Consider the following 13,418-nt stretch of genomic DNA (forward strand, 5'->3'; position numbering starts at 1 on the left):
TCATTACATCACAAGAACCAAATGCCCACACGCATTTATGAACCGGAAGACTATAAACATACACTATCGCTTTTATCAAAACTTTGCGTTGCTCTCGCTGATCATTTCCAACGTATCTGCATTTTTTGTCATGATGGTCGGACTAAAAGGGTTTGCGTTCGCATTTTGGTTTAAAGCAGCTACCCTGGGTATAATTTATTTGTATCTTAACAAGTACAAGAAGAGCGATTTTTACTACTACCAAAACCTCGGATATTCTAAAAAAACACTGTGGTGGTATACCATGGCTTTAGATATGGTAGTTTACCTGCTGCTTATATTCATCTATACTCAAAATCAAGCATACTTACGAGCCATACTGCCAATATGAAGCATACTTTAGAAGCTGACGGAATCAATCTGGAATTTGGGAACAGAAAAATCCTGTCCGACATCTACCTGAAATGTGAAACAGGGAAAATAACAGGCCTGCTGGGCAGAAATGGAAATGGCAAATCTTGCCTGATGAACATCATTTACGGAACGCTAAACGCAACAGATAAGTCAATCAGGTTAGATGGGCGGCCCTTGCTTCAGGCGTATAAGAAGCCTGAAATATTACTCTACTTACCGCAGTTCAATTTTATCCCTAAATTTTTAAAGTTAAAATCCATATTTACAGATTTCAATCTTGAATACAATGAGTTAGAATCCTTATTCCCTGAGTTTAAAACCAAATACAATAGCCGGATTAAAAATCTTTCAGGAGGCCAACGCAGATTAATAGAAATCTATATTGTACTAAAATCCAACTCTAAATTCGCACTGCTTGACGAGCCGTTTTCACACCTGAGTCCGCTAATGATAGAAACAGTAAAAGAATTATTATTAGAAACGAAAAAAACAAAGGGGCTTCTGGTTACGGATCATATGTTTCGCGATATTATTGACGTCAGCGATGACCTCTATCTGCTGACGGGGGGGCGGACACACCTGACCAAAGACATCAAGGAACTTGAATTCTTAGGCTATGCTAAACTATAAATTCATTTTCAGCAGTTTATCTATGAATGCCGCTACTTCAGGATTGCTGTAATCTGCACCACCTACGTGATTAAATGACAGTCTTCCTTGCTTGTCAAGAACTATGGTAGTGGGCATAGAACCTGAGAAATATTCCTTAGGCATGCTACTTGCCGGGATATGTACCGGCAAAACATATCCTTTTTTCTTCATGAATGCAGTTGAACTATCAATAGTACCATCCACATCTGCCATAATAAATACCACATTTTTATTGTCCTTGTATTTCTTATAAAGTCCGTTAATGGAAGGCATTTCGGCAATACAGGGAGGACACCAGGTTGCCCAGAAGTTAATGAACACAACTTTGCCTTTTAGTGAAGCCAAATCAATCAGTTTTCCATTAGCGTCTTTAAACAACACTGGTGTTCCTTTGGTTAAATCAGGTTCCGCAGATGCTACTTTCGCAGGCACTTCCGGCTGAAAAAGACCAATTTTCATTAGGTTCTGGATCATCCAGCCTTTTGCATCAGGACTAAAGACCAGGATCAGGGCGAATACGATGAGTAATCCTGTGATAATATTGCTTAAGATGTTTTTCTTCATGATTTTAATATCAGGTTTTAAATTATACGTCCTCAACCTTAAGAAGCGCTGGTCTGTATGCAGTGTATTCGATTTCCGTTCGTTCTGCAGTCGTTACTATTAACGTATTTCTACGTACCAACTAGGGTGTTGGTTCGATTGAGACCGAATCAACACCCTAGCAACACCGAACCAACACCCTAGCAACACCCTAGTTGATACGAACGCATACCGAGCACAGACCAAGCTCAGCCTGTCCGCTTACTAAATAACAATATTGACGATCCTTCCCGGAACAACGATTACTTTCTTAGGAGCTTTCCCCTCAAGATATTTCTGAACGTCTTCATTTGCAAGTACCGTTTCTTCGATTTCTTTAGACTGCAGCGCTAAACTTAAGTTCAGATTTAACCGGGTTTTTCCGTTAACTGAAATCGGATAGCTAAACTCATCCTCAACCATATAAGCAGGATTGAATTTCGGATATTCTGCATAAGAAAGGCTTCCACCTTCATGCCCTAATAATGACCACAGCTCTTCGCAGATATGGGGCGCATAGGGAGAAAGTACAACAACCAGATCTTCCAGCACCTGGCGGTTTTTGCATTTCAGCTCAGTTAACTCATTAACAGCAATCATGAAACTGGATACCGATGTATTGAATGAAAAACGCTCAACATCATCCTGTACTTTTTTAATGATTTTGTGCAAAGCTTTCAATTCCGCTTTTGAAGGAACTGAATCATTTACGTGAAATACCCATTGGTCGTTATGGAATAAACGCCAGAACTTGCGCAGGAATTTAAACACGCCTTCAATACCGTTGGTATTCCATGGCTTGCTTTGTTCCAGTGGACCTAAGAACATTTCGTACATACGCAATGTATCTGCTCCATAATTCTCGATCAGCACATCAGGATTCACCACGTTGAATTTAGATTTTGACATCTTTTCAACCTCTACTCCACAGATGTATTTACCGTTTTCAAGAATAAATTCCGCATTGGCAAATTCAGGTCTGAATAGCTTAAACTTCTCTACATTCAAGACCTCATTCTCCACTATATTTACATCAACATGCAATGCTGATGTTTTATAATCCTTTCTTAATCCATAAGACACCAAGGTATTTGTACCCCTGCCCTCTTCATCTACAACCCTGTAGACGAAGTTACTCCTCCCCTGGATCATTCCCTGATTGATCAGTTTTTTGAAAGGCTCTTCTTCCTTTACATAACCAAGATCTTTCAGAAATTTATTCCAGAAGCGACTGTACAATAGATGTCCGGTAGCATGCTCTGCACCGCCGATATACAGATCTACATCTTTCCAGTATTCGATTGCATCTTTATCAGCGAAGTCAGAATCATTCGTTGCGTCCATATAGCGATACCAGTACCAGCTGGAGCCAGCCCAGCCAGGCATAGTGCTCAATTCATACTCGTATTGATCATCGTAGCTCCAGTTTTCTGCCCTTCCCAATGGGGGTTCTCCTGTTTCTGTAGGAAGATACTTATCAATCTCAGGAAGTAATAATGGTAACTCTTCCTCTTTCACAAGGTAAGGCAGTCCGTCTTTAAAATAGACAGGAATAGGTTCGCCCCAATAGCGCTGGCGACCAAAAATGGCATCGCGCATGCGGTAATTCACTTTTGCTTTTCCAGCGTTCTTTTCTTCCAGCCAGGCATTCAACGTTGCAGTAGCTTCGGTATAGTTCATGCCGTTGATAAAACCAGAGTTGATGTATTTACCTTCCTTCGTAGGATCTGCCTGTGTTGCTATGTCTTTTTGTGCATCGAGGATCTGCACGATCGGTAAACCGAAATGAGTTGCGAATAACCAGTCGCGCTGGTCGCCACTTGGAACGCCCATTACCGCGCCTGTACCATATCCTGCAAGGACATAATCAGCAATCCACAATTGAACACGCTCTCCGCTTACAGGGTTGACCACATAGCTGCCTGTAAATGCGCCTGATACCGTCTTTGTATCGGCCATACGATCCAACTCTGATTTCTTCTTAGTTTGTGCGATATAGGCATTGACGGCATCCAATTGCTCAGGTGTGGTCAACGCTGTTACCAACTCATGTTCAGGAGCCAATACCAGGTAAGAAACACCAAATATCGTGTCAACACGTGTAGTGAAGACTTCAATATGATATGCGATTGACGATTGACGATTGACGATTTCCTTGTCATTCGTCAATCGTAAATCGTCAATCTTAAATCTCACACTGGCCCCTACGCTTTTTCCGATCCAGTTACGCTGCATTTCTTTTACAGGTTCTGGCCAGTCAATGGTATTTAGACCTTGAAGCAGACGATCCGCATAGGCAGAAATCCTCATACTCCACTGCATCATTTTCTTTTGTTCTACAGGATGCCCTCCACGCTCTGAGTAACCGTCCTTCACCTCATCATTGGCCAGTACAGTTCCCAATGCCGGACACCAGTTTACAGTACTCTCTCTCAAATAGGTCAACCTGTATTTCAACAATTCTTCCTGCTTCTGCTCATCAGTCATGGTCGCCCAGTCACTTGGAAGGAAAGATTTTACATCTTCATCGCAAACCGCCCTTACATCTGCACTTCCCGCAGCGTTAAATTTCTCGATCAGCGTTGTGATGTCTTCAGCTTTATCTGTTTCCAGATTGTACCATGAATTAAACAGTTGCATAAAGATCCACTGGGTCCACTTGTAGTAGGATGGGTCACTCGTACGTACTTCCCTGCTCCAGTCAAATGAAAACCCGATTTTATCCAGCTGTGTTCTATAGGTATTTATGTTTGTTTCGGTAGTCAATGCCGGGTGTTGCCCTGTTTGTATGGCATATTGTTCGGCCGGCAGACCAAATGAGTCATATCCCATCGGATGCAGGACATTATATCCTTTTAACCTTTTGTATCTTGAAAATATATCTGAAGCAATGTATCCAAGCGGGTGGCCAACATGCAATCCAGCTCCCGAAGGGTATGGAAACATATCGAGCACATAGAATTTAGGCTTTGCGCTGTCTTTTTCTGCTTTAAAAGTCTGGTTTTGAGCCCAGTGTTTCTGCCACTTTTGCTCTATTTCTTTAAATTGGTAGTCCATTACTGCTATTTCCTTAATATAGCGCGAAAATAAAGAAATAAAGGGGTTAATGAAAATTTGCCAAAAATCAGGTGTTTAGGGGTTTTATTTTCGGCGATGTTATAGATACTCAGGCTGCCTGAAAACAGGAAAGAAACGACACAGGCTATCGCTACATAGGCACCACATGATATCCCAAACAGCTCCATGGCCATAATGATGCATGCGAGAGGTGTTTTTGCTGCGGCACCAAATACGGCTACAAATCCCATTCCGGCCATTAGACCGACAGGAAGCGGCAGGATAAATGATAGGGCGCTGCCTAGCGTAGCTCCTATGAAAAACAAAGGCGTAACTTCTCCTCCTTTAAATCCAGCTCCAAGTGTTATACCTGTGAATATTATTTTCAAAATAAAATCCTGAGGCAAAGCCTGATGTTGAAAAGCATCAACAATTATCGGAATGCCCAGTCCCAGGTATCTATTGGTATCAAAGGCCAGCGCTAAACATATGACCACAACGCCCCCTATTAAAGGGCGAAAAGGCGGGTAGCTGATCTTCTTTGAAAAAGTGGAGATCTGATGCGTAAATCTCACAAAAATAATTGCGGCGGCACTGAAAAATATTCCGGCGACAATGCTATATCCTGCGCCGCCTAAAGTCATAGAAGGAATAAGGTCAATGTGGTAATGCGTATGCCCCACACCCCATAAAGCAGTTACATACGATGCCAGATAAGCGCCAATTAGCGCAGGGATAACAGCAACAAAAGGGATCCCGGAAATCAATAATACTTCTATTCCAAAAACCGCCCCGGCAAGTGGCGTACCAAATACAGATGCAAAACCTGCGCTTAAACCCACGATTAGCAAAGTGGTTCTTTCTTTTGGCGACAGTTTGAATGGCTTATGAAATTGATCAGCCGCAGCGGCCGACATTTGTAGCGCAGTGCCTTCCCTACCTGCCGAACCACCAAATAGATGGGTAAGTACGGTCCCGGCGAGCACCATTGGGGTCATTTTAAAAGGAATGATGTCTTTCGGGTTATGAATGGCATCAAAAATCAGATTATTTCCTCCTTCAATACCTTTGCCCATATCATGATAAAGCCAGCCTATAAATAGTCCGGCCAATGGCAATAAATAAAGTAACCAGCTATGGTCTTCCCTGAAGTTTGTTGCTAAGTTTAAAAGTGTTAAGAAGAGTGCAGACAATGTGCCGGAGAGTCCTCCTACGATCAGGAGTAAGATCGTCCATTTACACAGAAAAAAAATGTTGGCATTTAAACGCTGCATGATTTAAATGCCAAACATAAGATTTTTTTACCTTTTCAGGTATACTTTTAAGGTTGTTGTACCTTCCTTAGCGGTAAACTCAAACTTGTTTTCGCTGATGGTAGTAGCAACACAGTTATAGGTCTTTCCATCTATGGTGATGTTGAAACTATTGCCGGAAAGAAAAACATAATTCCCAGACTGAACCGCCGCGCCTAATTTGCGCTCCAGGATATCATCTTCACCATCTTTAAAGTCATAGTAATCTGAGGAGGTGTAAGTAACAGTAACAGGAGCAGCGCCACCAACGGTGGTCTCAATTTTTACGGCTTCCCATCTGCCTATCGCTTTTGTTCTTAATGGTTTAGTAGCGTCATCCTGTTTTTTGCAACCAACGACTGCAATTGTAAATAATAATGCAAATACTAGGAATAATTGTTTTTTCATAAAGATAATGTACCCACTCGGGGATTTAGGTGAACAGAAATGATTAATTTTAAAAAGAAACGAATAAAAATTGGTTTTGGTACAAATATATCAATGCCAGTTAATTTTATCGGTTTTTAGAATTAAATATCTTTGTCCCCCTGAACTAATTGGTCGTCAAATCCGTTATAACTGGCATAGGCTTTATATTTTAACTACATTAAAGCATTATATGCTTATATTTTTTTATTTTCGCAAAACATAAATAGAAGCTATGGAAGAATTTGAAGTTAGCGATGCATCTAAGAAGACAAAAACCATTTATATCTCTACAATATTTAGCATTGCATTGGTATTATTGATGCTGGGTATGCTTGGACTCATAATGGTTCATGCAAAAAACCTTTCCAATTATGTTAAAGAAAACATTGTATTGAACATCATCGTGGATGAAGGGGCGAAGGAAACTGATGTGCTACAATTTCAAAAAGAGCTGAACTTAAATCCTGCGGTAAAAAATACGCAGTATGTAAATAAGGAAATGGCTGCAAGAAACTTAACCAACGACCTTGGTGAGGATTTTGTCAATTTCTTAGGCTATAATCCATTGCTTTCCACTGTTGATGTTTACTTAAAAGCAGATTATGCCAATAATAAGAGCATAGATGCCCTTAAAGCCAGCATTGCTAAAAATCCAGTGGTTAAAGAGGTAATATATCAAAGCTCTTTAATTGATATGGTCAACAAAAACATCAATACCATTGGCTTGATTATCTTAGGATTTGCAGCTATTTTATTGATCATTTCTATTGCCCTGATCAACAACACGATCAGACTTGCGATTTATTCTCAACGCTTCCTGATTAAAAGTATGCAATTGGTAGGTGCTACCAGAAACTTCATCCGCAAGCCCTTCATTTTGATTGCTGCTCTGCATGGCCTTATCGCTGCATTCATAGCGATATTGATATTGTTAGGCATATTGTATTATGTACAAAGGGAAATTCCTGAAATTGTGTTCTTAAGAAATTACACGGAATTTGGCATTGTATTACTTGGCTTAATTGGTGTAGGTATCTTTATAACAGGTATCAGTACGTCTTTTGCGGTAAGCAGATATCTACGTTTAAAAATTTACGATCTTTACAGATAAGATAATGATAGAAAGAAAAACAAGTCCAATAAAAGAAGAAGCAAAAAATGAACTGGTATTCACTAAAAAGAATTACCAGCTATTGTTGATCAGTATTGCAATTGTGGTACTCGGCTTTATTTTAATGATAGGTACTACTGACATCTACGATTTCAGAAAAACTTTACTGGCCCCTATGGTTGTATTGGCCGGGTTCGGTTTTGGTGTTTACGCCATATTAAAAAAATAAGAGCGCTTCATGGATTATTTACAGGCCCTCATTCTAGCAGTAATAGAAGGGCTCACTGAATTTTTGCCGGTTTCATCAACCGGTCATATGGTTATTGCGAGTTCTTTTATGGGAATTGGCGACGATGATTTTGTAAAACTTTTTGAAGTAGCCATACAATTAGGAGCAATTTTAGCGGTGGTAGTTTTGTACTGGAAGAAATTCTTCGACTTCAGTAAATGGCAGTTTTACATTAAACTCATCATAGCAGTTATACCTGCCCTATTCTTTGGCTTTTTACTGAATGATTTTATTGACAATACTTTAGGCAATCCGCTCTTCATCGCGGTGGTACTCCTTATCGGAGGATTTGTGCTTTTGTTTATTGACAAATTCTTCAAAGCACAAACCATCGAAAGTGAAAATGACATCACGAATATGAATGCATTCAAAATCGGATGTTTCCAGGTTCTAGCTGTAGTTTTTCCGGGATTGAGCAGAAGCGCTGCCACTATCATTGGCGGTATGCAACAGAAATTAACCCGTCATGCAGCTGCGGAATTCTCCTTTTTTCTCGCTGTGCCTACTATGTGTGCTGCAACAGGATATAAATTAATAAAAGGATATCATCTGCTAAACACTGAGAATGTTAAGCTCCTGCTGTTTGGCAATATTATAGCATTTATTGTAGCCATCATAGCCATAAAATCATTTATAGGATTTTTATCTAAACATGGGTTTCGCATTTTTGGCTGGTACCGGATCATTATTGGCGTAGTTCTTATTGCACTTTATTATTCGGGAGTTGAAATGAATGTATTGTAATGACAGATCACGAAGAAGCAACTAAAACCCCTGAATTTCCTGAGTTCAATTTTGCTGAGGGCGAATTACTCCTGATCAATAAGCCATACAAATGGACAAGTTTTGATGTGGTAGGCAAGATCCGCAATTCGTTAAAGCCACTTAAATTGAAAGTTGGCCATGCAGGTACTCTGGATCCGCTGGCAACCGGGCTGCTCATCATCTGTACGGGAAAGCTCACGAAGAAAATAGATACTTTTCAGGCTGAAGAGAAGGAATACACCGGAACAATGATTTTGGGTGCAACGACTCCTTCCTTTGATATGGAGACCGTGGTAGACGAGGAATTTTCTATCCAGGATATTTCTGATGAGGCTATATATGAGGCTGTAAAACCATTTACAGGAAACATACAGCAATATCCGCCGGCCCACTCTGCTGTAAAAGTAAATGGCGAACGGTTATATGTAAAGGCAAGAAGAGGCGAAGAAACAGAATTGAGGTTACGGGACGTGACTGTCTCAGCATTTGAAATTACAAGAATTGCACTTCCTGAGATCGATTTTAGAATTGTATGCAGTAAAGGAACTTATATCCGGTCTTTAGTTTCAGATTTCGGTAAACAACTGAACAATGGTGCTTATCTTTCTAAACTTACCAGAACCAGAAGCGGAAATTTCTTACTGGCAAATGCATTTGAGGTATCAGATTTGGTAAGCCATTTGCGGAGTAAAAAAGAATTGCCACCAAGTCAGGAAAATAATTAACACTTTCTAAATGATATGCAAAGCCATCTGAAAAGCAAAAAAACACGGTTCATTAGAGATTTCCTGCTGATTACATGCGGCATTGTCTCTGCATGTTTTGGTTTGAAAAGCTTTCTAATGCCCAACGAGTTTATCGATGGCGGGGTTACGGGTATATCATTGACCATAAGAACCCTGACCGGCTACAACCTTTCTTATCTGATCATTCTGATCAATATCCCTTTTGTCATATTGGGCTATAAACAGATCAGTAAGAGCTTTGCCATTAAAACCTCGATCGCCATTGTGGTGCTTGCAGTGTCATTGAGTGTAATCCCTTTCGAACCAATCACCCATGAAAAACTCCTGATCGCTGTATTTGGCGGGTTGTTTCTTGGAGCTGGTATAGGATTGGCGATGCGTGGCGGTTGCGTCATCGATGGAACAGAAGTACTGGCGTTATACATCAGCAGGAACAGCATGCTGACCGTCGGCAATATCATCCTGATCCTGAACATCATCATATTTGCCTTTGCCGCCATCTTTTTAGGCATAGAAACTGCTATGTATTCTATACTTACTTACCTTTCGGCTTCAAAAACTGTCGACTTTGTAGTCAACGGGCTTGAGCAATATACAGGGGTAACCATTATCTCAGATAAGAATGAAGAGATCAAAGCGTTTATCATCGACAAGATGAGGCGGGGAGTAACGATATACAAAGGCGAAGGTGGTTATGGTATTAAAAAAGAAATAGACATCTTGTATACTGTGGTAACGAAGCTGGAAATGAGCAAACTGCAAACAGAAATCAGGCAAATTGATCCTGATGCTTTTGTCGTTCAGCAGCAAATAGCTGATATTAAAGGCGGGGTAGTAAAACGCCAAACGTTACATTAATTTGATTTCATATTGAAGATATATCATAACTTTTCTGAATTTAAGAAACTAAACAATGCAGTAGCTACGATAGGTACATTTGACGGGGTGCATTACGGTCATCAAAAGATCATCAAACGACTATTCGAACTGGCTAAATCTAATGGTGGCGAAAGTGTAATCCTGACATTCTTCCCCCACCCGAGGATGATCATTGATCCTGAAAATCAGGACCTTAAAATGATCAATACCATTCATGAAAAAGCAAAAATCCTGGAAGAACTTGGAGTTGACCATCTGATCATTACTCCTTTCACCCGTGATTTTTCTAACCTTAGTCCTGAAGAGTACATTAAAAATATTCTCGTTGACACGATAGGTATCAAACACCTTATTGTTGGTTATGACCATCGCTTTGGAAAAGACAGAAAAGGCGGCTTAAAAGAGCTGGAAGATCTTTCAGAGGTGCTTGAGTATAAAATAGAGGAGATTCCTGAACAGGATATTGATGATGTGGCGGTGAGCTCGACAAAGATCAGAAAAGCACTTTTGAATGGCGAAGTCGCTTTGGCAGCGAACTATCTTGGTTATAATTTCTCTCTTAGCGGCCGGGTAATTAAGGGAGACAAAATCGGACGTACCATCGGCTTCCCTACTGCGAATCTTTTTGTGGAAGAAACTTATAAATTAATCCCTTCAGACGGCATTTATGCGGTAACCGTGCGCATGGAAGAAGGCTTTTTCAAAGGAATGGCTTATATCGGTCAGCGGCCGACCATAAACGGCATGACGAGGAATATTGAAGTAAACATCTTTGATTTTAATAAGGAAATTTACGGACAGGACATTACCATGACCTTCCTTGAATTTCTGAGACACGATGTTAAGTTTACCGGGCTGGAAGCATTAAAAGAACAATTGCAAAAGGACAAAGAGGATACGCTGGCGTACTTCAATAAAATGTAACAATTTAGGAAAACCCACTCTATCTGCTAAAAAAGCCTCTTTTTTTCGTATCTTTCGAGAAACCCATATTCTCTATGATACATTTGCCAGTCTTAATTACTGATCTGGGCCTAATACTTGCTGCTGCCGGAATAACTACACTACTTTTCAAAAGGATAAAACAGCCCTTAGTTTTGGGTTATATTTTAGCTGGTCTCCTGGTTGGGCCCCATATAGATTTTATCCCAACAGTAACGGATAATGAAAGTATTCATATATGGGCAGAAATAGGCGTAATTTTCCTTTTATTCAGTTTAGGACTGGAATTTAGCTTTAAAAAACTCGTCAAGGTTGGAGGTTCGGCTTCAATCACCGCCATTGTAGAGGTGGTATTTATGTTAATTATTGGCTTCGTAGCAGGTATGGCAATGGGCTGGTCTACCATGGACAGTATATTCCTGGGCGGTATCCTTTCTGTATCCTCAACTACCATCATCATCAGGGCCTTTGAGGAATTGGGCGTAAAACACAAGAAGTTTGCCGGACTGGTATTCGGGGTACTCATAGTAGAGGACTTAGTGGCCATATTATTATTGGTTTTGCTATCAACATTAGCTGTAAGCCAGCAATTTGCCGGATCTGAAATGCTCATCTCTATCCTGAAGCTATGTTTCTTCCTGGTACTATGGTTCATTGGAGGTATATTCCTGGTTCCGACATTCCTGAAAGCGACAAAAAAGTTGATGAATGATGAAACGATGCTGATCGTTTCCATCGCACTATGTCTGATCATGGTGTTGCTTGCAGTAAAAGTAGGCTTCTCTCCTGCTTTGGGCGCTTTTATTATGGGGTCAATCCTGGCTGAAACTACACAGGCTGAAAGAATAGAGCACCTGACAAAATCTGTAAAAGATTTATTTGCAGCTATTTTCTTTGTATCGGTCGGTATGCTCATTGATCCAAAAATACTGGTAGATTATGCTGTTCCGATTATGGTCATTACACTAGCTACAGTACTTGGCAAATTCCTCAGTTCCGGCTTAGGAGCGCTGGTTTCCGGTCAGCCTTTAAAAACTTCCGTACAAACAGGCCTGAGTCTGGCTCAAATAGGTGAATTTTCGTTTATCATCGCCACGCTGGGTTTGACACTGAAAGTGACAAGTGATTTTCTATATCCGATAGCTGTAGCAGTATCAGCAATTACAACCTTTACTACCCCTTATCTAATCAAATTCTCTGAACCATTTTACCTGTTTTTAGAGCGTAAACTTCCTAAAAAATGGGTAGAAGGCATCAACAGGTACAGTTCAAGTACTGCCGGGATCACTACGTTGAGCGACTGGAAAATACTCCTTAAGTCTTATACCTTCAACATCATCATCCACTCGGTGATCTTAATAGCACTTGCATTCTTAGGCTCAAGATACCTCCAGCCTTTCGTAACTAAAAACATCATCAATGGCAATAATGGCATCGTGATCAGCCTGGTAGTGACTTTAGTGATCATGACCCCTTTTTTATGGGCGCTTGCGATAAGGAGGATAGAACGAAAAGCTTATACCCATTTATGGCTCAATAAAAAATATACGCGGGGACCGCTGATTGCCCTGGAGGTTGTCCGTATTGCATTGGCAATCTTCTTTGTCGGTTTCCTGATCTACCAATTTTATAGTACCTGGGTAGCCATATTGATCGCACTTGCATTGATTGTTTCAGGTATGGTTATTTTTTCAAGAAAACTCCAAAGTTTCTATAACAGACTGGAAAGCAGATTCCTTCTGAATTTGAATGCCAGAGAAGCCCAGAATGCGCAACCGGAAATTTTGCCATGGGATACGCACCTTACAGAATTAACCGTAGCACCGGAATCGAAGCTGGTAGGCCAGACACTGGTAGAATTGTCAGTAAGAGAAAAGTACGGAATCAATATCGCCCTGATCGAAAGAGGTAAGATCATGATACCCACTCCGGGGCGGGATGAGCGCCTGTATCCCAACGATAAAGTGCTGATCATTGGAACTGATGATCAGCTTGCTGCTGTAAAACAATTATTTGAAGGCAGCATTGAAGAAAATAATACTTCCAGCTTTCCAAAGCAAGACATGACACTTCAAAAGGTGGTGATCAATAGTCACTCCCCTGTATTCGGACAAAGTATCCGGAATTCAGGCATTAGAGAAACTACTCAGGGCCTTGTGGTGGGTATAGAACGAAAAGGCGAGAGAATCTTAAACCCTGATTCAAATATGATATTTGAAAATGAAGATATTGTCTGGATCGTAGGTAACAACAAAAAAGTACCAGATTTGTTAAAGTAATCT

General features: G+C 40.5%; 13 protein-coding genes. 9 read left to right on the plus strand and 4 right to left on the minus strand.

Annotated features, from left to right (window positions below; all coding sequences use genetic code 11):
* The first annotated feature begins 37 nt into the window (after positions 1–37).
* On the plus strand, positions 38–370 hold the full coding sequence (locus FA047_RS19445; protein ID WP_136837760.1) for a hypothetical protein: 333 nt from the start codon (positions 38–40) through the stop codon (positions 368–370).
* The gene (locus FA047_RS19450) at positions 367–1,023 is read left to right on the plus strand and encodes an ATP-binding cassette domain-containing protein (RefSeq protein ID WP_136837761.1); all 657 of its coding nucleotides are present in this window, start codon (positions 367–369) and stop codon (positions 1,021–1,023) included. Before FA047_RS19445 ends, FA047_RS19450 begins: the two co-directional genes overlap by 4 nt.
* Here the strand turns inward: FA047_RS19450 and FA047_RS19455 are convergent.
* The 4 genes from FA047_RS19455 to FA047_RS19470 form a co-directional block, all read right to left on the minus strand.
* Positions 1,018–1,608, minus strand: a complete 591-nt coding sequence (locus FA047_RS19455; protein ID WP_169304463.1) for a TlpA family protein disulfide reductase — start codon at positions 1,606–1,608, stop codon at positions 1,018–1,020. The genes FA047_RS19450 and FA047_RS19455 overlap by 6 nt on opposite strands.
* Positions 1,609–1,851: 243 nt before the next feature.
* Complete coding sequence (leuS, locus tag FA047_RS19460) at positions 1,852–4,683, minus strand: leucine--tRNA ligase (RefSeq protein WP_136837762.1); 2,832 nt, start codon at positions 4,681–4,683, stop codon at positions 1,852–1,854.
* Between the two features lie 5 nt (positions 4,684–4,688).
* Positions 4,689–5,957: a chloride channel protein gene (locus FA047_RS19465; protein WP_136837763.1), complete on the minus strand. Its 1,269-nt coding sequence runs from the start codon at positions 5,955–5,957 to the stop codon at positions 4,689–4,691.
* Positions 5,958–5,984: 27 nt separating this feature from the next.
* Positions 5,985–6,383 (minus strand): hypothetical protein, encoded by a 399-nt coding sequence (locus FA047_RS19470; RefSeq protein ID WP_136837764.1) that lies wholly within the window; start codon positions 6,381–6,383, stop codon positions 5,985–5,987.
* Positions 6,384–6,636: 253 nt separating this feature from the next.
* Between FA047_RS19470 and FA047_RS19475 the strand changes: the two genes are divergently transcribed.
* The 7 genes from FA047_RS19475 (at position 6,637) to FA047_RS19505 (ending at position 13,415) form a co-directional block, all read left to right on the plus strand.
* Entirely contained in the window at positions 6,637–7,515 is an 879-nt protein-coding gene (locus tag FA047_RS19475; protein WP_136837765.1) for a cell division protein FtsX, read from the plus strand.
* A gap of 4 nt (positions 7,516–7,519) precedes the next feature.
* On the plus strand, positions 7,520–7,744 hold the full coding sequence (locus FA047_RS19480; RefSeq protein ID WP_136837766.1) for a DUF3098 domain-containing protein: 225 nt from the start codon (positions 7,520–7,522) through the stop codon (positions 7,742–7,744).
* 9 nt (positions 7,745–7,753) lie between these two features.
* On the plus strand, positions 7,754–8,548 hold the full coding sequence (locus FA047_RS19485; protein WP_136837767.1) for an undecaprenyl-diphosphate phosphatase: 795 nt from the start codon (positions 7,754–7,756) through the stop codon (positions 8,546–8,548).
* A complete protein-coding gene (truB, locus tag FA047_RS19490) occupies positions 8,548–9,294 on the plus strand; it encodes a tRNA pseudouridine(55) synthase TruB (RefSeq protein WP_136837768.1) in 747 nt (248 codons plus the stop codon). The genes FA047_RS19485 and truB overlap by 1 nt, the downstream gene beginning before the upstream one ends.
* A 15-nt stretch (positions 9,295–9,309) precedes the next feature.
* Positions 9,310–10,173 (plus strand): YitT family protein, encoded by an 864-nt coding sequence (locus FA047_RS19495; protein ID WP_136837769.1) that lies wholly within the window; start codon positions 9,310–9,312, stop codon positions 10,171–10,173.
* 12 nt (positions 10,174–10,185) lie between these two features.
* On the plus strand, positions 10,186–11,118 hold the full coding sequence (locus tag FA047_RS19500) for a bifunctional riboflavin kinase/FAD synthetase (RefSeq protein WP_136837770.1): 933 nt from the start codon (positions 10,186–10,188) through the stop codon (positions 11,116–11,118).
* A gap of 74 nt (positions 11,119–11,192) precedes the next feature.
* A complete protein-coding gene (locus tag FA047_RS19505) occupies positions 11,193–13,415 on the plus strand; it encodes a cation:proton antiporter domain-containing protein (protein WP_136837771.1) in 2,223 nt (740 codons plus the stop codon).
* The last annotated feature ends 3 nt before the right edge of the window (positions 13,416–13,418 follow it).

The sequence above is a fragment of the Pedobacter frigoris genome, from assembly GCF_005116445.1.
GTDB lineage: Bacteria > Bacteroidota > Bacteroidia > Sphingobacteriales > Sphingobacteriaceae > Pedobacter > Pedobacter frigoris.